We start from the raw sequence: 23,419 nt of genomic DNA, 5'->3' as shown, positions 1-23,419 counted from the left end.
CCGCACTGCGGTAAGTCATGAGGGAATATTGATGAAAAAACTATCTGTTAATGTGCTGCACAGCATGCTCTGGGCTGCGATTATTCTGCTGCTGGCTTGGTTATTCCGTGATACTGAGCAATCTCAAAACTGGTTATTTTGTGCCATTGCATTGTGGTGCTGCAGCAATTGCCTGTTACAAAACCGCCTGTGCCGGCGGCAGAAGTGCTGCACGACTTTAAGCGAAACCGACAAGGAGCTTAAATGAACACTCTGCAGCTATGCCTTAAAAGAATGCATTTAATTTTATGCAGCTTAAAAAGCAAAAAGATACAAAGCGTCGCGCTGTCAGGTTGCTTGTCGCTGAGCATGCTATTGCTGCCCGTTCAGGCTGAAACCGCGGCAGAACCTGATTTGCAGGGTGCCTGGGTTGGAACGCTGCAGGTTGGTAGCAGCCAGTTGCGGCTGCGCTTTAATGTTAGCCGTGAGCAGGACCAGCAATATCACGCGACAATGGACAGCATTGACCAGGGGGCTAGTGGCATTCCTGTTAGCCGGGTCAGCGTTAAGCAACAACATGTCGAGCTGGAAATACAAGCTGCACAGGCTATTTATCTTGGCGAGTACCAGCAGGCTTCTCAGCAAATACAAGGCAAGTGGCAACAAGGCGGCCAGGCTTTTGATTTGATTCTGAGCCGCCAGCAACAGGAAGAGCGCAAACCACAGGATCCGGTAAAGCCTTATCCGTATATTGAAGAGGAAATCAGTTTTTACAACGCTGCAGCGGGTATTCAACTGGCTGGCACGCTTACCAGGCCGGCCAATACATTACACGCTGTGCCTGCGGTGGTGTTAATTTCAGGTTCGGGCCCTCAGGACAGAGATCAGCAATTACTTGGTCACAGACCATTTTTGGTAATGGCTGACTACTTAACTCGGCAAGGTTTTGCGGTGCTGCGCTTTGACGATAGGGGGATTGGCAAATCGGGCGGAACATTTTTTCAGGCGACCAGTATGGATTTCGCCGGTGACGTTGGCGCTGCAGTGCGCTATTTACAACAGCGGGCAGACATTCGTGCCGATCAAATTGGCTTAATCGGCCACAGTGAAGGAGGGCTGATTGCGCCAGTGGTTGCGCAGCAGCAGTCTGGGGTCAGTTTTCTGGTGCTACTGGCAGCCCCTGGCGTAACCGGCGCAGAAGTGTCAGCTAATCAGTTTGAACGCCTGCTTGTTTCGCAGGGTTTAACTGAAACAACAGTAAGACATGCGACCACAATCTATACCAATATGAATAAGCTTGCGGCAAGGCCGGAAGCGCCGAAGGCAGCAGAGCTTAAGGCGTATTATCAAACGCAGTGGCAGGCTTTACCCGAAGAAATTAAGCAGCAACTTCTTCCTTTGGGGGGCGGGGCCTTATCCGCAGAGCGACTGGCTGAATTGCAAAATGCGTGGTTTCGCTATTTTCAGCAGCATGATCCCTATACGTGGCTAAGTAAGACGAGGCTGCCAACGCTGGTGGTGTACGGCAGCAAAGACCGGCAGCTGGATGCTGAGATAAATCTTACCGCCATTGAGCATGCACTGCAGGCTGCGAAAAACAACCAATATAAGTTGCTCCGGTTGCAAGGGCTAAATCACCTGTTTCAGCAAGCAAACACCGGGCGCTGGGATGAATATGCCAATATCACTCAGACATTATCGCCGACGTTACTGAGCAATCTTGCTGACTGGTTGCTACAGGTGACCAGCGTCAATGCTTCTGAGCACCATTAAAGCTTAAAGCAACGGGCTGTCGATGTATAACAGCCCGGGCGAAACAATGGATTAGCAACCGGTTTGCCTGCTTTAGCCTGCAGCTTTACACCTGCAGATAATCCAGTATACCTTCGGCGGCCTTACGGCCCTGGGCGATGGCGGTAACTACCAAATCTGAACCTAATACCATATCGCCACCGGCAAAGATTTTCTGCTGGTTGGTTTGCATCGCATAAGTGCTTTGCTCGCTGGCAACAACCCGGCCTTTGTTGTCGAGCTCAACACCCATATCGACTAACCACTGTGGCGGGCTTGGCTGAAAACCAAAGGCAATTACCACAGCATCAGCGGGCAGTACTTGTTCAGAACCCGGCACCGGCTCGGGGCTTCTGCGGCCTTTGGCATCCGGTGCGCCCATCTGGGTGGTGACCACCTTAACGCCAATCACTTTACCTTCAGCGTTAACCTCGATACCCAGCGGCTGCAGGTTAAACAAAAACTCGACGCCTTCTTCGCGCGCGTTTTGTACTTCTTTACGTGAGCCTGGCATATTGGCTTCGTCGCGCCGGTAGGCGCAGCTGACTTTGGTTGCGCCCTGGCGAATGGAAGTGCGTACGCAGTCCATCGCCGTGTCGCCACCGCCTAATACCACTACGGTTTTATCTTTTAAGCTAACGAACGGATGCTCTGTCTGCCAGCCCATCAGGTTATTGATATTGCCAATTAAAAACGGCAGTGCTTCATACACGCCCGGTGCATCTTCATTGGCTAAACCGCCTTTCATAGGCGTGTAAGTGCCAAGGGCCAAAAACACCGCGTCATACTCACTCAATAAGCTATCAAAGCTGACATCGACACCGACGTTAGTGTTTAAGCGAAACTCGATACCCATTTCGCTAAAGATTTGCCGGCGCAGTTTTAGTACGTTTTTTTCCAATTTAAATGGCGGAATACCAAAGGTAAGCAAGCCACCGATTTCCGGATAGCGGTCGAATACCACTGGTGTGACGCCGTTACGCACAAGCACGTCGGCACAGGCCAGGCCGGCCGGGCCGGCACCGATCACCGCGACGCGGCGCTCGGTTTTTACCACGGCGGACAGATCCGGTCGCCAGCCCATTTCAAAGGCTTTATCGGTAATGTACTTTTCAATACTGCCGATGGTCACCGCGCCAAAGCCTTCGTTTAGCGTACAGGCGCCTTCGCATAAGCGATCCTGCGGGCAGACCCGGCCGCACACTTCTGGCAGGCTGTTGGTTTTGTGCGACAGTTCAGCCGCTTCAATAATTTTGCCTTCGTTAGCCAGCTTTAACCACTGCGGAATATAGTTGTGCACCGGGCACTTCCATTCGCAGTAGGGGTTGCCGCAATCAAGACAACGGTCGGCCTGACCTTCCACCTGGGTGTGGGTCATTGGCTGGTAAATTTCCACGAACTCGATAGTGCGTTCGTGGTGTGAGCGTTTTGGCGGATCAATCCGTTTTACGTCAATAAACTGGTATACATTCTGTGCCATAACGTCTCCCTACATCGCCTGTACCCGCAGCTCGGCTGACGAGCGTGCGCGGTGTCCCAGCAAGGTGTTTACATCGCTGGTTTTGGGTTTTACCAGCTTGAATTTGCTTAAGTAACTGCCAAAGTCGTTTAAGATCTTCTGCGCTTTGTCGCTGCCGGTTTCTTCCAGGTGCTGGTGTAGCAAACTGCGCAGGTGCTCCTGCAGTATAGGCGTGCTGACATCCAGTGCTTCGACCAGCTCCGGGTTTAGGCGTAGCGCTAAATCGTCCTGCTCATCCAACAGATAGGCAAAGCCACCGGTCATACCGGCGCCAAAGTTTACACCGGTGCAACCGAGCACGACGACCACACCGCCGGTCATATATTCGCAGCAGTTATCGCCGGTGCCTTCTACCACGGCCAACGCACCGGAATTTCGCACCGCGAAGCGCTCGCCAACCTTACCGGCAGCATAAAGCCTGCCGCCGGTAGCGCCGTACAAACAGGTATTACCGGCAATGGTAAACCCGTTTTTGGCAAAAGTAGCGCCCTTGGCCGGGTAAATGGCCAGCATACCGCCGGTCATGCCTTTACCAACGTAGTCGTTGGCATCGCCCTGCAGTGACATATGCAGGCCGCCAGCGTTCCACACGCCAAAGCTCTGGCCGGCGGTGCCGTTTAAGCGGATACGTATAGGGTCGGTGGCCATACCCTGGTTACCATGCTGACGGGCAATAAAGCCAGACAGCGCCGCGCCTACTGAGCGGTCGGTATTGCGGATATTGACGCTTAACTGGCCGCCGCTTTTATTCAGTACCATCTGCTCACAGCGGGCCAGCAATTCCTGGTTTAGCTTGCCTTCGTCAAACGGTTTGTTGTTCTGCACGCAGTACAGCGCTTTATCAGACTGCACACCGCTGGCTTGCAGAATGGGCGTCAAATCCAGCCGCGCCTGCTTTTGCGTTTCACTGTCTTTAACGCTTAATAAATCGGTGCGGCCGATAAGCTCGGTCAGCTCAGTCACACCCAGTTGTGCCATCAGCTCGCGCACTTCACAGGCTAAGAACTTAAAGTAGTTCATTACCATTTCCGGCAGGCCGGTAAAGTGATCGCGGCGCAGCGTCGCGTCTTGCGTGGCAACGCCAGTGGCGCAGTTATTTAAATGGCAGATACGCAAAAACTTACAACCCAGCGCCACCATAGGGCCGGTACCAAAGCCGAAGCTTTCAGCACCTAAAATCGCGGCTTTTATGACATCGAGGCCGGTTTTTAAACCACCATCTACCTGTAGGCGCACGCGATCGCGCAGGCCGTTTTCTACCAACGCCTGATGCACTTCGGCCAGACCTAACTCCCACGGGCTGCCGGCGTATTTCACTGAGGTCAGTGGGCTGGCGCCGGTACCACCGTCGTAACCGGAGACGGTAATAAGGTCAGCGTAGGCTTTGGCCACGCCGGTGGCGATAGTGCCGATGCCGGGCTCTGATACCAGTTTTACTGATACAAGCGCTTGCGGATTTACCTGCTTTAAATCGAAAATCAGCTGGGCTAAATCTTCAATTGAGTAAATATCGTGGTGCGGCGGCGGTGATATCAGCGTGACACCCGGCACTGAATAGCGCAGGCGGGCAATTTCAGCGGTAACTTTTTCACCTGGCAGCTGGCCACCTTCGCCAGGCTTGGCACCTTGCGCTACCTTGATTTGAATCACTTCAGCGTTAACCAGGTAATGCGGTGTCACGCCAAAGCGGCCGGACGCCACCTGTTTAATTTTCGAGTTTTTCTCGGTGCCGAAGCGGCGCGGATCTTCACCGCCTTCGCCCGAGTTAGAACGCCCGCCCAAGCGGTTCATCGCAATGGCTAAGGCCTCATGCGCCTCGGGGCTAAGCGCACCGATGGACATAGCGGCACTGTCAAAGCGCGGGTAAAGTTTATCTTCAGTTTCAACCTGCTCCAGCGGTATTGCTGCGACGGTGTTTAACTTAAACAAGTCGCGCAGGTGTGCTACCGGGCGCTGGTTCACAATGCGGCTATACTGCTGATAATCCTCGTATTTACCTGAGCGCACGGCTTTTTGCAGCGTTTGCACCACGTCCGGGTTATAGGCATGGTACTCGCCGTCGTGCACGTATTTAAGCAAACCACCGTGATTCAGCGGCTTGCGCTTAAGCCAGGCCACGTTAGCCAGCTGCTGAATATCCTGCTGGAAATCTTCAAAACCGGCACCACCGAGGCGCGATGGGATATCGGCAAAACACTGGCGCATCACGGCTTTGTCGATGCCGACGGCTTCAAACAGGTTAGAACAGCGGTAGCTGGCCACTGTTGAAATGCCCATTTTCGACATAATTTTGTACAGGCCTTTGTTAATGCCTTTACGGTAATTCAGTACAGCCTGGCGCGCACTTAGGGTAATAACGCCTTTTTCTACCAGTTGCTCAACTGTTTCATAGGCCAGGAACGGGTAAATACCGGTGGCGCCAAGGCCAATCAGCACGGCAAAGTGATGCGGATCGCGCGCGGTAGCGGTTTCAACAATGATGTTTGAGTCGCAGCGCAGCTGGGCATTCACCAGCGCATGCTGCACGGCACCAACGGCCATCGCAGCCGGTATTGGCAGTTTGCCTTGCTCGATACGCCGATCGGTTAGCATCACCAGCACCACGTTGTTGTCGCGCACGGCGCTGATAACGTCTTCGCATAGTTTGCTGACGGCTTGTTCCAGGCTGAAACTTGCCGGGTCGAAGTTCAGTGAGAAGATCTGATGTTTGTAATACTTCTCATCGGCTTGCTTGAGCTGTTTTAAGTCGGAATACATCATCACCGGCGATTCAAACTGAATACGACGGGCGTAACCGGCGGTTTCTTTAAATACGTTGTGTTCGCGGCCGATACTGGTGGCCAGTGACATAACATGCGCTTCGCGCAAAGGGTCAATCGGTGGGTTAGTTACCTGCGCAAACTGCTGACGGAAGTAATCATATAAGGTGCGTGGTTTACGTGATAACACCGCCATTGGCGTGTCATCACCCATAGAGCCGACGGCTTCCTGGCCGTCTTTGGCCAGTACTGTCATTACCTGATCGATTTCTTCATAGCTGTAGTTAAACAGCTTGTGATAAGTCAGCATTTCGTTGTCAGTAAACACCCGCTTACCGATAAGGTCGGTTTCGTACTGCTCGTACGGTACCAGCCGTTGCACATTGTTGTTCAGCCAGTCACGGTATGGGTGGCGCGCCATTAAATCGGCGTCGATTTTATCTGAGCGCCAGATCTCACCGCTGGTAGTATCCACCGCCAGCATTTCACCCGGGCCAACGCGGCCTTTTTCAACCACTTCATCCGGCGTGTAATCCCAGATGCCCACTTCGGAGGCCAGCGTAATTAACTTATCGCGCGTAATCACAAAGCGCGCAGGACGCAGGCCATTGCGGTCAAGGTTACAGGCTACATGCTGACCGTTAGTCATCACGATACCAGCCGGGCCGTCCCACGGCTCCATATGCATGGAGTTAAATTCGTAGAAGGCTTTTAAGTTGTCGTCCATTACGCGGTTGCCTTGCCAGGCAGGCGGCACTAATAAACGCATAGCACGGAATAAATCCATACCACCGGCTAATAACAGCTCCAGCATGTTGTCCAGCGAGCTGGAATCTGAGCCGCTTTGGCTGACAAAAGGTGCGGCATCCTGTAAGTCGCTCAGCAGCGGCGAGGCAAACTTGTACTGGCGCGCGCGCGCCCACTGCCGGTTACCGGTAATAGTATTGATCTCGCCGTTATGAGCTAAAAAGCGAAACGGCTGTGCCAGCTGCCAGCGCGGCATAGTATTGGTTGAAAACCGTTGGTGGAATACGCAAATGGCCGTTTCCATGCGGATGTCGGCTAAATCGAGATAATAGCGCGGCAAATCGGCCGGCATCATCAGGCCTTTAAATACGGTAACCAGTGATGAGAAGCTCGGAATATAAAAGTCGGCATCGTCAGCAAGCTGTTTTTCAATGCGGCGGCGCACCATGTATAGGCGGCGCTCTAAATCGTGATCGCCCCAGCCATGTGGCGCATTGACAATAACCTGTGAAATAGCCGGCATAGAGCTAAGTGCCAGCGGGCCCAATACACTGCTATCTATAGGCACTGCACGCCAGGCAACCAGTGTTAAGGTTTCACGGGCAATTTCCTGCTCGATAATTTTCTTTGCCAGCGCTGCTTTTACCGGGTCCTGGCTGAAGAAAATCATACCGACGCCGTATTTCTTCGCCAGATTCCAGCCGTTCTCTTCTGCGATAGCGCGGAAGAAACTGTCGGGTTTTTGCATTAATAGGCCACAGCCGTCACCGGTTTTACCATCGGCAGAAATACCGCCGCGATGTTGCATCCGATCCAGACCATTTATCGCTGTTCTGACTATCCTGTGGCTGGCCGCGCCCTCCAGATGAGCGATAAGACCGAAGCCACAGTTCTCTCTAGCCTGACTGTGCTGGTACAACGCCATGACACACCTCCACACTTGTCCTGATATTTAAATAAATATTTATTATTTTTGAATTATTATTCTTTTTGTTGTTTTTTGCTGCTGCTGAAAGAAAATAACGGTTACTCTTTCAGAGGTCAATGCGTTGTAGAGTATTTACTCTTGAAATGTTTAGCCATCTAAACGTTCAATTGCTGACAGGTATACCGGTATTTTGCTAAAAATGCAAGCGCGATTTGTGGCGCTGCGCTGTGTAAATAGCGCAGAAAGCGTACTTCTGAAATTGAAAATTAATTACATGAATTGGCGATATTTTTGCCATTAATAGCAGTTGGCACGGTAAAAAAGCAGCGATAACAGTTTATTAGTCGGGATTGTTAGCGCTGCTTAGTTCCATATTTATGCGGATTGCTGTTCTGCGCTCAGCGCTCAAAAGTACCTTTCACCAGCGCTTTGCCTTGGTGTACCAGCAGCTTGCCTTTGGCTATCACAGTATCGATAGCTAAGTCATCGCGACGCAGCAGTACCAGATCCGCATCCAGCTGCGCAGCAAGACGACCTTTTTGTTTTAACCCCAGCACCGCCGCTGGCGCTGCGGTAATGCTGCAGATTGCTTCGGCTATAGGGACCTGATGTTTTTGTACTGCCTCGCGTGCAGCCTGGTAAAGGCTTTGCACTCTGCCAACCTGCAGCCCGAGCAGCTCTCCTTCGTCGTTGTAGATTGGCAGGCTGGCATTGCCATCGGAGCTTAGTGTCAGCTGCATCGGCTTAATGCCAAAAGCTAAGGCTTCAGCCAGCGCTGCTGCTGCTGCCACTTCGCCGTGTTTTAAATCAAAGTCGGTAGTGCTGGTCGTGAAATCAATCACACCGCCTTTGCCGGCAAACTCTAAACCCGCTTCAAATACCCGGCGGTTGCGGTTCATATGGGTAGGGTAGAACTGCTTTAGCTTTAACTCTGTGCCGGCTACCGCCTGATACAGCGGCTGCAAAATACGCTCGCCGGCGCCCATATGCACACTGACTACACCGCTTTTGCCGGCTAACATACCACCAACCCGGGCCGCTGCTGCTACTTTGCGGATTTCGTCGGTGGTGGGCTGTGATGAGCGGTGATCACTGATGGCAATTTCACCAACGCCGATAAACTTATCTATCAGGATTAAATCATCGGTAATATTGCCGGTTAAGGTGCGACAGGGGATTTCATAAGAACCGGTATGACAATAAGTGCTGATGCCTTCGGTTTCCAGCGCATGGGCTTTGGCCAGCAGATTCGTTAGCGTGCGGGTGGTAGCGTCGGTGCCCAGCACGCCGATAGCCGTAGTGACACCACCTAAAGTTGCGTCAGTCAGTTGCATTTCCGGCGTGCGGGTGGCAAAGCCGCCTTCACCGCCGCCGCCAATAAAATGTACCAGCGAGTCGACAAAGCCAGGCGTAAGGTAAAAGTCCTTAGCGTCAATTACCGTTACTGGCAGGTTGGCGCTGGCCAGATTAAAGTCTTCTCCGATAGCGGCAATAGTATTGCCCGCCAGTACTACGTCTTTTTTGCCGAGACTGTGCGGGGCCAGCAGTTCGGCATTTTTTATAACAATAATGTTGTGCAAAATAATAACCTTAAACAGCACTCAGGCTGCTATTGATAAGCGATAGCGACGGCAATAAACATAAAGGCGCTGGCCAGCGCGAACAGACATAGCTGCAGTTTCCAGACAAAACGCAGCCAGACTGTCCAATCTACCCGCACGACGCCAAGACAGCCGATTAAGGCGGCAGAAGTTGGGATAATGCAGTTAGTTAAACCATCACCGAGCTGAAAGGCTAACACCGCAATCTGGCGCGACAGTCCGACCAAATCGGCCAGCGGCGCGATCAGCGGCATGGTCAGGGCCGCCTGGCCCGAGCCTGAGGCAACAAAGAAATTAATCACTGATTGAATAACCAGCATCAGCCAGGCAGATAAATAGGCGGGTAAATCGCCAAGTAGCTGGCCGCTGTAATACAGTAGCGTATTGAGCACCGACGGTGACTCAGCATTGTCGCCGCCCAGCAGTAGTACTATACCTTTGGCCATACCGACAATCAGCGCGGCAGGCAACAGCTCGGCCGCGCCGTGTTTAAAGCCATCAGCGGCGTCATTCATACTAAAGCGCTTACCCATTACCGCGATGGCCGCTATCACTACACCAATGGTAAAAAACTGGCTGGCAATTTCGGGTATATAGTATTGACGCGTGGTAACACCCCAGATAATCCACACTAAGCCCAAAAAAAACGCCAGCAGGATAATGGAGTCCAGGTCATTGTATTGGTTTTTCGCACTGGCGTTTTGTTCTGAGCGCAGCTTTTGATCGCTGGCAAAACTAAGCGATAACTCTGGTGTAGTTTTAATTTTGCCAGCGTATTTCATTGTAAAAATAATGCCAAACAGCGTAAACACCAGCCACATGACTATGCGCAGATCGCTGCCGGACAATAGCGGGATGTCGGCGATGCCCTGAGCAATAGCGACGTTAAACGGGTTCATCCACGAAGTTGCAAAGCCGATCTGGGTAGCAACATAGGTTACCAGCACTGTGGTGATAGCATCGTAGCCCAGTGCCAGCATCAGTGGCAGTAGCACTATGCAAAAGGCAATGGCTTCTTCGCCCATACCAAACACAGCGCCGCCTAACGAAAACAAGCCAAACATCAGCGGAATAAATAAAAACTGCATCCGCTGGGTTTTGGCGATAAGCGCCAGTATGCCATTGTGGATAGCACCGGTTTTCATAATGATGCCAAAGGCACCACCGGTCAGCAGAATAAAAGCAATAACGCCAACGGCTGAGCCCCATTTATCGCCCGAAACCAGGCCTTCAAAGGCATAATTAAAAAAGCCAATACCGCCGCCTTCAGCAAATAGCGGTGCACCTTGTTCAGCATCATGGTGCAGCGTAAAGCTATTGGGGTCGATTTTGCTTTTCAGTTTGGCGGCACCTTCTGCCACCGGTGCCGGCTCCAACATAGTAAAAGAGCCGGCAGGCACCAGATGGGAAGCCAGTGCCGCCAGTATCATGACAAAAAACAGGATGATAAAGGCGTCAGGCATCGATACCGGTTTGTTTGTTACGGCAGACATAAAATGATCCTGAAAAAATTGATAATCAGGGGAGTACCATCACTCCCCTGGCTGAAGTTAGAAGCGGTATGTCGCCAGTAAGCGATAATTGCGCCCCAGTACATCATGGTTGATAAAGTCGACATCTTTATAGCGGCCATAGATAAACGGTGGGTCGCGGTCGAACAGATTATCAACATTCAAGCTTAACGTCAGATTGTCGCTGACAACATAGCCAAAGTTGGCGTTTACTTTAGTCCATGACGGGACACGCCGGTCTGTGGCTATACCCTGGTCGGCCAGCAGAGCTATATCAGCAGGTTCGAGCAGAGCAATTTCGTCCTGATAGTCGCTGGTATAGTTAATGCTGACACCGCCGAACCAGTTATCGCTGCTTATGCGCAGCTTCATGCTGGCCAGTAATTTCGGATAGCGGAAACTGCCAGCCAGCTGCTCGGTACCCGAAAATGCAGTACGATCGCGGGTAAAGCTCATCAGTTTCGTGACATCTGCACTTAAGCGTACTGTTGCCCAGTCAACATCAAAACGCTGGCTGTAGGTAAAATCAACCCCTTTGGTTTGCTGGTTGCCGGTGTTTTCCAACAGCAGAATATGGTCACGGAACAGCGGCAGGGTGGTAGCGCGGGTGTCAATGTCCTGCCAATCGGCCAGTACCTGGCTTAAATCGTTGTCAAAACCGGACATCAGACCCAGCTCGTCGCACAGTTCAGGGTCGAACGAAATACCAATTTTGTCGCTCGGTACCAGACCACAGAAACGTAAGCTTGGGTCGGTTAAGGTGCGCACCAGCATAGATTCTAAATCAGTGCCGATAATTTTCTTGTGATCAAACTGCCAGTAGTCAGCGGTAAAGGTAATATCCTGAGTCGGGCTGTAGGCGAAACCTGCATTAATCGATTCAGCTTCTTCAGCTTTCAGATTAGGGTTACCAAATTCCAGCGTGTTAGGTGTGATTTCCCCACCCACTTCACCACCACAGAACAGCTCAGCAAATTCAGGCAGACAGCGCGCTGTACTGCTGGTAGTGCGCAGCTCGACACCGGCCTGGGTTAAAGAAGGCGCACGGAATGATGTCGCCCAGGAAGAACGCAGCACCAGGCTGTCAGTTGGCCGCCAGGTTAAACCGACTTTCGGGTTTACACTGCTGCCAAAATCGTCGTAGTGGTCATAGCGGGCCGCTAGTTGTAAATCGACGCTATCTGCTAAAGGCACAAACAGCTCAACAAAGGCCGCCCATTGCTTGCGTTCAGCGCTGGACTTGCTGGAACCAAAACCGATGACATCAACCAGATAGTCGCGGTCAAAGCGTGACTGGGCGATTAAATCCGGGTTGTCGCTTAGCTTTTCCTGGCGGTATTCAACACCAAAAGCCGACGCTACCATGCCAGCTGGCATTTCCCACAGATCGCCATTGAAGCGTAAATCTGCGCTTAACACTTCTGATTTACCTTTACGGTTTGGCTGCTCTGCAATGATGCTCAGTACCTGATCGTTACCCGTCTGGCCGCCAAAGGGGTTAAACCATAAGCCGCCGTTATCTGGTGAGCAGTTGGTTGAACCGACGGCGCACAGCTCGCCGAACAGGGCAGCATTAAATTTATAGCGGTTATAAATGCCCGCTACAGCCTGCTGATCTGACTCACTGCGTGAGTACATCAGTGCGCCTTCCCATTCAAAGTCACCGACTTCGCCCTGCAGGGCAGTGACGAAACGCAGCGCTGTGGTTTCATTTTCAATTTGCCGTGGCGCTAAAAAACGGCCGCGCAGTTCAACTACATCAACATCATTGCCGTTGGGGCTACTTTCATACCCTGGATAAATGAGTGATGCCAGCTCGTCGTTATCCTGAATAAAAGGGTTGTCGAAGGCGGCATAAATCCAGCTGCTCTGATCCTGCAGGTTGGTAAAGTTTGCAGGTGTACTCTGGGCGTTAGATTTAGTGCGGCTGATAAAAAACTCGTTCGACCAGCGCAGGCTGTCCAGTTCAGTGGTGAACATAAATCCACCAGAGGCGGATTCCAGCGCCGGGCGGATCAGCATATCTTTATTCGGGTTATAGCCACAGGCTCTGTCGCCATAGGTTGGGTCTGTTACGACTATCAGCTCGCTGGGGCAGGCTGGATCGGGGAAGCCGACATATTCATCACTTACCGGATCTAAATAGTCAGAAGTGGTGTAACGCACGCTGGCAAACTGACCTCGGGTAGACAATGACCAGGTTTCATCGGTTAAATCGCGGTCGCTGTAGGCGAAATCTTTGCGGTCAAAGTAGTCAGCAAACAAGGTAAGGTTGCTGTTGCCAAAACTCTTACCCCAAATAAGATTGATGCCCGCTTTGCCTTCGTCTGAACTGGCAGTCGAGTTGCCGTAACTCAGATCCATTTCTGCGCCATCAAAATCTTTTTTCAGCACATAGTTAATCACGCCGGCTACCGCATCAGCACCATAAATGGCAGATGCGCCGGTGGCCAGAATTTCTACCCGTTCAATGGCTGATACCGGTATTGAGTTGATATCAACAAAGTTTTCCGTGCCGGCAGCAAAAGATGAAGCCGCAACACGGCGGCCGTTTATCAGTGTCAGCGTAGATGAGGGCCCTAAGCCGCGCAGTGAGGCGGCGGCTTGTCCGGCTGGCGTATCATTGGAGGCAGTTCCGCTTTCAGAGGTAGAAAAGGTGCCTGAGCCGCCGCGCAGCTGACCAACATCTTTTAGCAAATCGTATACGGTACTGGCGCCAGAGTTTTTAATGTCATCCGCTGAGATAACGACCAGTGGCTGGGTGCCTTCTAAATCCACGCCTTTGATGCGCGAGCCGGTAATTTCAATTTTTTCAATTTTTTGTTCTTCTTTTGCCACTTCTTCGGCAGAGAACACCATAGGGCTTACGAAAAAGCTGCCGGCCACAGCCAGCGCTAAAGGAGATAACTTGTGCATAAAAATACCTGTCTTTATAGTGCATGCGATGCGCTAAAGTTCGCGGCGCAGTGCTTAGTATTATTTTTAGAGTTTTTTAGGTATGCAGGAGTACACGCCTGCCAGGCACGGTTTAATGCCTGACATCTGTCTACTCGTTAAACCACTCTGACAGGTAGTAAGACGAGTAATGATATGAACCCAGCGTAAAGGCTTTTTTCAGCATATCGTTACCGGAAAATGAATGTTAAATGAATTTAACCCTGATATTAGAATTACTGCTAATTGGCAAAGAAGTCAATACAGGATAATCTATGTCCACTTTATTTGAGGGTTGCTATCTGTCGTTGTGGTAGTTAAACACGTCTGCGCTAATTATAAGAAAGAGAACAATGAGATCACTCAGCCTTTGTATCTTTGCAGCCTTACTGGCTGGTACGGCTTCTGCCGCAAATGTAAACGGTAATAAGAAATTCCCAGATTACTCTATGGTGCTTGTAGGTGGTGGGTTAAATACCTGTACTTCTGCCAGTGTGCGTGATTGCACCGACACGGATACCTTCAGTGCAGCCGCCAAGGCAGCAGATGTATTTATGCTGACGCAGGAACATTTGGCGAATATTGCTGACAGCACGTTCTGGAATGAAGAGCGGGTAATAGAACAGCAGCAAACACTGGCCTTGCTGGAGTTTGTGCGCAGCCGGGTGGGTAGTGAACGGATATCTGAGCGCGAACTGACCAGATTATGGCGCTCTGCAGAGATTGAAATTGACGGTATCTGGGTGTCTGGCAGAGTGAACTACAATGCGTTAACCGACAGAGAGCGCAACTTTGTTTTTGATCAGCTGCAGATAATGGCTTCGGCAGACAATGGCTCCAAGCGTAATGCCGCCCGGCAGAAAGAGTTTGCCAACCTGGCAAAAACCAAAGACGGCTTTACCGCTGAGATTTACCGCAAAATAGTCGAGCTGGCGCAGCAGGTGGCCGGGCCAAACCGGGCGCCGAGAATTCTGGTTGTTACCGCTTCCGGGCGGGATCCTTTCGCTGCTGTCGATATGTATGTCAATGTATTTGACGAAGCCGGTGCTCAGACCCGCTGGTTGCCGCTGAATGCCGCGTATCAGGCAGCTCAGCATGAGCTGATAGATGACAAGCCAAGCTGCGATCAGCTGCCACAATATCTGGCGGCTTATCATGGTACTTATCAACGCGAACGGGTTTACCCTGATTTAATGCAGCAGTTGCAGACGTTCTGTAAGCAAGGTACCGATGCTGCCGTTGAGCAAATCCGCCGCGCTGATGCCATTTTCATTAATGGTGGTGATCAGAGCCTGACGTTACAGGCTTTTCGTCAACCGGATGGCACGGCAACAGCTGAGCTGAAGCAAATTGAATCTATGCTGGGCGCCGGACAGATTGTTATTGCCGGTACCAGTGCGGGTACTGCTGTGATGGCAGGCGGCAGCTATCAGGGCCGTAGAACACCTATGATTACTAACGGTGACAGTTACAGCGCGATGCAGTATGGCGCTTTTGATTTAGCTGCACCACAACCTGGCTGCGATAAAGACCAAAGCTGCAGTAACGGCCTGGCAGAGCAGCATCTGACGTTTGCCGGCACCGGTGGCCTTGGCCTGTTCCCCTGGGGGGTGCTAGATACGCATTTTTCTGAGCGCGGCCGGCAGGGCCGTCTGATCAGGCTGCAAAACGATACCCAGACCCGTTTTGGTTTTGGCATCGATGAAGCAACGGCTTTATTGGTTGCGCCGGGGCAGCAGGACAATGCGCCTGAAGTGACAATGGAGGTGCTGGGTGCCGGCGGCGTCTATATTGTCGATAATGAAAAAACACAAAGTGCCGGTGAAGGCGCGGCTACCAGTATTACCCAGGTCACTACTCACTACCTTACCCGTGAGGATAAACTGGAACTAAAAGACGGCAATCTGCGCACCCGCTTTGCACAATGGAAATTTGCCCCCAATAATAACCAGACCCCGCTGTTAAATTCGGGTGATCTGTTTGAACGTGACAACTACCGGCAGTTAGCACAGTTGCTGTGTCTGACACAAAGCCGCCAGGCTACAGCCAGAGCGGTGCGGGTTGGACAGGGGCATGAAATACGGCTTTATAAAGATTTATCTTCATATACGCGTGAAGGTGTATTTCGCCAGCCAGGCTCTGAGACTCAGTACTGTTCATATCGCAACCTGATGCTGGACATTCAGCCTGCTAACTGACAGCGATAAAGCGAGGTGAGCCCCTGATGCAAGGACCGGTACATCCGCAGGTTAAAGCCTTTGCCAGTTGGATCCGGGCCTGGGGCAAGTTAAAACTGGCATTGATATGCCAGTTATTGTTTGTGCTGTGTGCGGCGTTGCTAACTGCCTGTTATGGTGTGGTTGCTGGCAACAGCGTGGACTGGGCCCTGATAAAGGGCTCTGTGCTTGTGTCAGTTATTTTTGGTCCGCTATTTATTGCTTTTCTGTTTTACCTGGTGTTGCACCTGGATGCAGCCCTGTCTTACCTGGAAGATTCTGCGCATCAGGAACGCCTGCTCAATGAAGGCATGCAGGATAATATCCGCCAGCTTAATTTCGAGATTGAAGAACGTAAAAAGGCATTTCAGGCCAAGCGGCGTGCTATAGACGAACTACGCAAAGAAATCGCCGAGCGTAAAAAAGCTCAGATAGAACTGGAAGAGCAGAGTTTACTTATCCGCTCAATTGTAGACAGCTCACCGGACTTATTTTACTACCGCGACGAGACCGGCCGCTTTGCCAGCTGTAATAAAATGTTTGAGCTGATTATGGGTAAAACTGCCAGTGAGCTTATCGGCCATTATCCGGCTGATATCTACACCGAAGACAGTGCGCAGTCCGCAATTCTGACTGAGTATGAAGTCAGTATGCAGCCGTCAGAGCTGACGTTAGATGTGCAGTTTGTTAAAGATGATGGCCAGGTACTATGGTTTGAAATGCGTAAAGTGCCATTCTACGACCGCCATGGCCGTTACATCGGCCTGTTGGGCTTCGGCCGGGATATTACATCACGTAAGCTGGCAGAGCAGGCACTGGAGAAAGCTTATCAGGATAAAGGTAAGTTTATTGCGACATTAAGCCATGAGCTGCGTACGCCACTAAATGGTATTGTGGGCTTAAGCCGGCGCTTACTGGAAACTAAGCTGAGTAAACAGCAGCACGGCTGGGCTAATACTATTTTCAGCAGTGCTGAAACCCTGGGTAATATTTTCAACGACATTATCGATCTGGATAAAATAGACCGCCAGGATCTGGATATTGTCTATCAAAGTGTGCCTTTACGGCAGTTCATCAATGATATTGCTAACTTCGCGGAATTATTATGTCAGCAAAAGGGGCTGCAATTCACACTGCAGTGTGATGGCCCTTTGGATACTAATTTAAAGCTTGACCCAACACGCTTACGTCAGGTGTTGTGGAACCTGCTAAACAATGCGGTTAAATTTACTGCCAGCGGCGAGATTAGTTTGCATTGCCAACTGGATACCGCAGCTGGGCGCTTGCATTTTTCCGTGCAGGATACCGGTATAGGTATCGCCGGCGCGGAGCTGGAGCGCATTTTTGATATGTACTACAAGTCCAATGATGGCCGGCGGCTGAGTATTATGGGATCGGGCATAGGTTTGTCTGTTTCCAGAGCGTTAGTTGAAGCCATGCAGGGCACTATTGCTGTGAACAGTGCAGTCGGGCAGGGCAGTTGTTTCAGTGTCGACTTACCGGCACAGCAACTGGCACAGGAACAGCAGCAGACCATAGATTGCCCGGAACTGACCATATTGCTGATAGAAGATGTACCGTTAAATGCTGAGATAGCGACAGCTTTACTGGAACAGCGCGGCCACACAGTCATTCTTGCTGAAACCGGTGAAGATGCCATAGCGCTGTTGGAAACCGAAGATGATATAGATTTGGTATTGCTCGATATGCAGTTACCTGACATGGACGGTGAGCAAATTGCGAAGTATATCCGTGAGGAACCACGCCTGGCATCGTTGCCTATAGTGGTGCTCAGTGCCAATGTGCGCAAAGCGGAGCAGCAACTGGCAAACTTACATATTAACGATGCGCTGGCTAAGCCAATCAATACTGCCCGGTTGGATCAGATGCTGGCCAGGCTGTTTTCACCCAGTGCGGTAAAATTACTCCAGGCTAAAGATACCGCAGACGTAACAGAGCCACAGCTATTGGATCAGGCAACGCTGAATGATTATATCCAGTCGCTGGGCAAAGATACCATTAAACGCAGTGCCCAACTGTTTGCCCAGCTATTACCGGGCTATATGAACCGGCTGATGGAAACCGCGGTACAACGCCAGCTGACGGAATTTCAGGAGGCGGCGCATAAGCTTAAAGGTGCTGCAGCGTCAGTAGGGTTATTGTGGGTGCAGCAGCAAGCGAAGCGCTTTGAACAGGAAACGGTGAACTGGCAGGGGTTGGAGCGGCAGTTAGTGGACTTTCATTTGCAAACAGAGCAGCACCTGGCTGCTCTGTTTGAATACATCGACCAGGCTTAGCGGCTTACTTTTCCAGTTTACCAACGAAGCGGTAGCCTTCACCGTGGATAGTGCTGATTAACTCAGGGCTATCAATATCTGACTCGAAGTGTTTACGGATACGGCGGATAGTTACATCAACAGTACGATCGTTAGGGCGTAAATCACGGCCTGTCATATGGCGGATTAACTGTTCACGGGTGAAGATTTTACCCGGTGTGTCCAGCATTAAACGCAACGCGCGGTACTCGCCTTTTGGTAAACGACGTGCAACACCTTTTGGCGATGTCAGGTTACGGCTGTTCTCATCCAGCGTCCAACCGTTAAATTTAACTACGCTTTTGTGTTCTTCAACCACAGGTTGCGCCACGGTACGGTTTAACAGGTTACGGGCACGGATTGTCAGCTCACGTGGATTGAAGGGTTTCGTCAGGTAATCGTCAGCACCAATTTCCAGACCCAGGATGCGGTCTACTTCGCTATCGCGGCCGGTCAGAAAAATCAGGCCAATATTTTCTTTTTGACGCAGTTCTCTTGCCAGAATAAGGCCATTTTTGCCTGGCAGATTAATGTCCATAACAACCAGATTTACCTTATTGTCGGTAAGCTTCTGGTTCATTTCTTCACCATTCACAGCTTCAATGACGTCATACCCTTCTCCCTGAAACAGGCTCACCAGGTTTAAACGGGTTACTTCTTCGTCTTCAACGATAAGAATCACAGGAGTTTGCATTAGAGTTAGACCTTATGTGAATTGTGTTAAATTAATAACGGGATTTTGTTTTATATATGACTTGTAATTGTCAAATAATGCGTAATTATAACCAGCCATCCAATTGTTAACAAGTTTTTTGTTAACAATTAGATTTTGCTAATATTTGTTGGCTGCAAATTACTGATAACTACTACGATTAGTCAGTTAATGTTGATCGTTTTTAATCACGATAACGGGAAAATTAATGCTGATGCGGATCCCCTGGCCTAAGGTGCTGTCGAGCTGGATCTTGCCATTTAATGCCTGGGTGACAAGGTTATAGACCAGGTGTAGCCCCAGACCACTGCCTCCTTCTCCGCGCTTGGTAGTGACAAAGGGATCAAAAATACGCTTTTTAATAGACTCAGGTACACCTGCGCCATTGTCGGTATAGATAAGCTGGCAGTTGCTATCCTGTACTGATATATCAATGGTCATTTCGCCCTGTTCAATGTGTTCAAACGCATGGATCAGGCTATTCATGATAAGGTTTATCAGTATCTGATTTATCGGTCCGGGTTTACTGTCAAGTTCGAGCTGAGCAGGGCAGTTGACAATAATCTGATGCTGAGTTTTTTTCAGATTGGGCCTAAGTGATAACAGCACCTCGTTGATCAGCTGCTGCATATTAAACTGGCGACGGTTTTCATTGGACTGATCTACCGCAACCCGCTTGAAGCTGGAGATCAGGCTAGCCGCCCGTTCCATATTGCGATAGATGATACCGAGGTTCTCTTTACTCTCTGACAAAAACCTGGCCAGCTGGGAAGAAGTAAGTTTCTTCTCATCAAAAGCGCGCTGGATATCAGCCAGTTTATCCTGCAGCAAGGTTGATGCCGTCACACCGAGCCCAATTGGCGTGTTAACTTCATGCGCGACGCCGGCGACCATCTGGCCCAGGCTGGCCATTTTCTCGGTTTCAACAATCTGATTCTGGTACTGATGCAAGGTAGCCAGAGTGTTCAGTAATTCCTGATTAGATGTTTTTAAAGCGTCGGTACGTTCGGCAATTTTCTGCTCCAGGCTCAGTGTCAGTTGTCTGTTTTCCTGTTCAGCCTGCTGCAGTTTACTGATTTGCTGTTCGATACGGTCCAGCATAGTGTTAAAAGCCCGGCTTAGCATGTTGTACTCTTTAATCGGCGCTGTAGGTGCCCTGACCTGATAGTCTTTTTGTTTCGACACTTTCTGCATCACGCTAAGTAAATTCTCTATCGGGCTGGTAAAGCGCTTCTGCAGTTTAGAGCTGATAAAAAAGGCACTGCCAAGTGCTATCAGTGCAATAAGAATATCGAGCAGAATACGAGTCTGAATATAAGCGCTCAGTTCTTCCTGGCTTGCGCGTACATAGACATAACCTAGCACTTTTTCATCAGCATAAATGGCTTTAGCCAGTTCGATATAATTGTCACTGATGTAAGGTTTAAGAAACTGCTGCACCCGGGAGAACTGCACCGGGAAAGGGCCTATGCCGTCACGGTTGTAGCTGGCAAAAAAACTCAGCTCATCTGAGTCAGTTGTTTTTTTGTAGATATGAATATTGTGCAGGATGTTTACGGCTTTAAAAGACTTAAGCCGGTTTTCCTCTGTATCAGCATCATCTTGCAAAATGCTGTTCTGGGCATTGAAGGCAATAATACTGACGTAACCCTCAAGCTGGGTTACCAGTTTTTTCTGTTGTAGCTTCACATCCTGAGCTGTCGATACCACCATCGCAAGGCAGAGTGTCAGACTGCAGATAAGCATAATCACCCAAATTAACGCACTTTTAATGGACGTGGTTTTATCTATTGCAATCATTCAGTTATCTCTGTGAACTTGATGGTCGTTCCGGCTTTGACAGCCTGCATTGATGTTATGCACATTAAGCCAAATTAGCAAACTGCGCTGGTAAATTTCGTAAAGCAGTTTATAGTTGGAGCACTTGTTACTTTTAGGGCTGGTTATGAGTCTGTGGGAAAGTTATAAGACCAGTGTTTTTATTTGCCATCAGGTGCTGAACTGCAATATTGATTTTGCCATTATCAGCGCTCAGAACCCCGCCGGTGTAACCGGGCATCCCTATCTTAACCTTCGTCGTGACAAAGAATTTCAGGCTTACCTAAATCAGCAAAAATTGCCTTATCGCTCTGTTATAGGCTGTGCTCCGGATCATAGTTTTCAGGAAAAAAGCTGGATAGTGCTGTGTGAGAAAAATACGGCTATTACGCTGGCGCGGCAGTTTGAGCAAAATGCTATTTACTGGGTAGAGCAGGGTGAGTTATTTCTGGTGCCGGTACTGCTGGCTCAGCATGAAGAAAGCCTGGGAAATTTCCGCGAACGTCTGGTATTGATGCCTGACTAATTTTTACGTTGCAGGATGTCCAGCACCGGTTGCAATTTGTCACCGTAGATCACTTCCATCTGTCTTCTGGTCATATTCTGGCTGACTTTTTCACCTTCTGTTTGCGGTTGCTGCAGCAGGGCCGCAAAATCACTGGCGCAAATGCAAACCAGGCCTGGTGCAGTCATGCCTGGGAGCTGGGCGGAGCGGTATAACATGTTCGGGCAGGCTTTGGTTCGTTTTGGGTTCTGCACACAGCTAAGACTGTCAGCTGCTGCCGGTGCTATTATGAATAACAGAAACAGAGCTGACAATTTATACATAAGGCGTCCTTAGTTTTTCTGGCTGGCGCGGTATATAACAAAGCCATTGGCTTTTGCGATAACACTTACCTGCCTGAACGAGCGTTGTAGCACTTCCTGATAGGCCAGATGGCTGTTAGCCACAATCGTTAAATTACCCTGACTGCTCAACCGTGTTGCACTTTGCGCGATAAAAGCTTCGACAATACTGTAGTCAGTTTTTATACCGGTGTGAAACGGCGGATTACTGACAATGTAATCAAACTGCTTGGGAAACTCAGGCAAGCCATCTGCTGTGATAACTGTGCCGCTGAGGTTGTTGGCGCTCAATGTCAGCTCGGTTGCTTTCACCGCCAGCGCACTAATATCTGAACTGAACAGTTCAATTTGTGGGTATTTACGCTTTAACATTGCGCCGATGACACCGCAGCCACAGGCGAAATCAAGTACCTTACCCTGGCTGATAGCTGGCAGGTTATCCAACAGCAACGCGGTACCAAGATCAAGTTTGCCGTGGTTAAATACTCCCGGCAGAGAGTTCAGCGTTAGCTGCTCACCAGCAGCTGTAATGCTGAATTGACTGGCAGTAATCTGTGGCAGTGCCGAGAAATCACCAAACAGAGAAAACCACAGACAATGCTTGGCGTTATCCAGTTTGTTGGCACCCAAACCAAGCTTTTGCGCATGGCTGCCCAGGCTTTTTATACCGCCTTTATTGTCACCGGTAACAAAAACTGCTGTGGTATTTTTTATCGCAGGTTTAAGCTGGCTAAGAGTGTATGCCAGCTGATCTTTACTTTTCGGATAAAAAATGACAATGGTGTCAAAGCTGTCGCTAAATGCAGGGTTAACATTGTCGTACAGCTTGACGGCGGGGTGCAGCCAGCTTTTAACTACAGCAGCATCTGTACTGTAGCAGCTTAACTGTAAGTGCGGTGCCAGATGCAAAAGTTCGGCAGCTAAGGTATCTGCCATAGGCTCTGCCAGCAGCACTTTGCCGCTAAGATCAGCAATATTACGTAAAACCAGTTGACTGGCGGTGGCTAACATTTAGTTGTCCTTTTTATACATCAGATCCCAGACGCCATGGCCCAAACGCTGCCCGCGCTGTTCAAACTTGGTCAAAGGTCTGTGTTCAGGCCTTTCAACATAGGTATTATCAGCTGACAGGTTACTGAAGCCTTCTGCTGCCTGCATGACTTCCAGCATATGCTCCGCATAGTTTTCCCAGTCAGTTGCCATATGAAACACACCGCCGGGTTTTAGTTTTCGCCTGAGCAGCTGCACGAACTCTGGCTGCACAATACGGCGCTTGTGGTGACGTTTTTTATGCCACGGGTCAGGGAAAAACAGCTGTACAGTGTCCAGGCTATTGTCAGCAATAGTATCTTCAAGTATTTCAACCGCATCGTGCTCAAATACCCGCAGGTTTTTGACCTGTTGCGCAGCAGCATCAGACAGACAAGCACCGACGCCCGGTCGGTGTACCTCTATACCGATAAAATCTTTTTCAGGTGCTTCTTTTGCCATTTGTACCAGAGACTTGCCCATACCAAAGCCAATTTCCAGCACCACGGCGCTGTCGCGGCCAAATACCTGCGCCAAAGGCAAAGGTGTACTCTGATATTGCAGGCCATAGTCTGGCCAGTAGGTATCCAACGCATGTTGCTGACCTTTAGTCAGCCGCCCTTCGCGCAGCACAAATGAGCGGATCTTCCGCATATAAGTTGTGTTTTCAGCCTGCTGGCCGTGCTGCTCGGTACTGTCTGTCATCTGTTGCTC

15 protein-coding genes are annotated in these 23,419 nt (G+C 50.2%); 5 read left to right on the top strand and 10 right to left on the bottom strand.

What is annotated here, in order from left to right; translation table 11 throughout:
* Positions 1–31 precede the first annotated feature (31 nt).
* Together AC5SV9_RS04620 and AC5SV9_RS04615 are read left to right on the top strand one after the other, a co-directional pair.
* Positions 32–247 carry a hypothetical protein gene (locus AC5SV9_RS04620; protein ID WP_475146688.1) on the top strand — a complete coding sequence of 72 codons (216 nt, stop codon included), beginning with the start codon at positions 32–34 and terminating at the stop codon, positions 245–247.
* Positions 244–1,752, top strand: coding sequence for an alpha/beta hydrolase family protein (locus AC5SV9_RS04615; protein WP_475146686.1), 1,509 nt, complete (start codon positions 244–246; stop codon positions 1,750–1,752). Before AC5SV9_RS04620 ends, AC5SV9_RS04615 begins: the two co-directional genes overlap by 4 nt.
* 85 nt (positions 1,753–1,837) lie before the next feature.
* Here AC5SV9_RS04615 and AC5SV9_RS04610 read toward each other — a convergent pair whose 3' ends face one another.
* The 5 genes from AC5SV9_RS04610 to AC5SV9_RS04590 all read right to left on the bottom strand — a co-directional run bounded on the left by AC5SV9_RS04610 (position 1,838) and on the right by AC5SV9_RS04590 (position 13,751).
* Positions 1,838–3,250 (bottom strand): FAD-dependent oxidoreductase, encoded by a 1,413-nt coding sequence (locus AC5SV9_RS04610; RefSeq protein ID WP_475146684.1) that lies wholly within the window; start codon positions 3,248–3,250, stop codon positions 1,838–1,840.
* Between the two features lie 9 nt (positions 3,251–3,259).
* Complete coding sequence (gltB, locus tag AC5SV9_RS04605; protein WP_475146682.1) at positions 3,260–7,720, bottom strand: glutamate synthase large subunit; 4,461 nt, start codon at positions 7,718–7,720, stop codon at positions 3,260–3,262.
* A gap of 401 nt (positions 7,721–8,121) precedes the next feature.
* Positions 8,122–9,303: a beta-aspartyl-peptidase gene (gene iadA / locus AC5SV9_RS04600; protein ID WP_475146680.1), complete on the bottom strand. Its 1,182-nt coding sequence runs from the start codon at positions 9,301–9,303 to the stop codon at positions 8,122–8,124.
* A gap of 29 nt (positions 9,304–9,332) precedes the next feature.
* Positions 9,333–10,817: a putative basic amino acid antiporter YfcC gene (gene yfcC, locus AC5SV9_RS04595; protein ID WP_475146678.1), complete on the bottom strand. Its 1,485-nt coding sequence runs from the start codon at positions 10,815–10,817 to the stop codon at positions 9,333–9,335.
* A 57-nt stretch (positions 10,818–10,874) separates the two neighbouring features.
* On the bottom strand, positions 10,875–13,751 hold the full coding sequence (locus tag AC5SV9_RS04590; RefSeq protein WP_475146676.1) for a TonB-dependent receptor domain-containing protein: 2,877 nt from the start codon (positions 13,749–13,751) through the stop codon (positions 10,875–10,877).
* Between the two features lie 371 nt (positions 13,752–14,122).
* On the opposite strand from AC5SV9_RS04590, the gene AC5SV9_RS04585 reads away from it, so the two are divergent.
* Positions 14,123–15,967 carry a cyanophycinase gene (locus AC5SV9_RS04585; protein WP_475146674.1) on the top strand — a complete coding sequence of 615 codons (1,845 nt, stop codon included), beginning with the start codon at positions 14,123–14,125 and terminating at the stop codon, positions 15,965–15,967.
* Between the two features lie 26 nt (positions 15,968–15,993).
* Entirely contained in the window at positions 15,994–18,282 is a 2,289-nt protein-coding gene (locus tag AC5SV9_RS04580; protein WP_475146672.1) for an ATP-binding protein, read from the top strand.
* 4 nt (positions 18,283–18,286) lie between these two features.
* On the opposite strand, the gene arcA is transcribed toward AC5SV9_RS04580, so the two are convergent.
* Together arcA and AC5SV9_RS04570 are read right to left on the bottom strand one after the other, a co-directional pair.
* Positions 18,287–18,994, bottom strand: coding sequence for a two-component system response regulator ArcA (gene arcA, locus AC5SV9_RS04575; protein WP_134056822.1), 708 nt, complete (start codon positions 18,992–18,994; stop codon positions 18,287–18,289).
* A 186-nt stretch (positions 18,995–19,180) separates the two neighbouring features.
* Positions 19,181–20,812 carry a sensor histidine kinase gene (locus AC5SV9_RS04570; protein ID WP_475146670.1) on the bottom strand — a complete coding sequence of 544 codons (1,632 nt, stop codon included), beginning with the start codon at positions 20,810–20,812 and terminating at the stop codon, positions 19,181–19,183.
* Between the two features lie 145 nt (positions 20,813–20,957).
* Between AC5SV9_RS04570 and AC5SV9_RS04565 the strand changes: the two genes are divergently transcribed.
* A complete protein-coding gene (locus tag AC5SV9_RS04565; RefSeq protein ID WP_475146668.1) occupies positions 20,958–21,356 on the top strand; it encodes a DUF3293 domain-containing protein in 399 nt (132 codons plus the stop codon).
* Here AC5SV9_RS04565 and AC5SV9_RS04560 read toward each other — a convergent pair.
* The 3 genes from AC5SV9_RS04560 to trmB all read right to left on the bottom strand — a co-directional run bounded on the left by AC5SV9_RS04560 (position 21,353) and on the right by trmB (position 23,410).
* Positions 21,353–21,523: a hypothetical protein gene (locus AC5SV9_RS04560; RefSeq protein ID WP_475146666.1), complete on the bottom strand. Its 171-nt coding sequence runs from the start codon at positions 21,521–21,523 to the stop codon at positions 21,353–21,355. The two genes, AC5SV9_RS04565 and AC5SV9_RS04560, sit on opposite strands and share 4 nt — an antisense overlap.
* A 144-nt stretch (positions 21,524–21,667) precedes the next feature.
* On the bottom strand, positions 21,668–22,687 hold the full coding sequence (locus AC5SV9_RS04555) for a methyltransferase (RefSeq protein ID WP_475146664.1): 1,020 nt from the start codon (positions 22,685–22,687) through the stop codon (positions 21,668–21,670).
* Entirely contained in the window at positions 22,688–23,410 is a 723-nt protein-coding gene (gene trmB, locus AC5SV9_RS04550; protein WP_475146662.1) for a tRNA (guanosine(46)-N7)-methyltransferase TrmB, read from the bottom strand.
* Positions 23,411–23,419: the final 9 nt, after the last annotated feature.

This window comes from Rheinheimera sp. ATLC3, from assembly GCF_059429535.1.
This window is presented reverse-complemented; position numbering and strand designations above follow the sequence as displayed.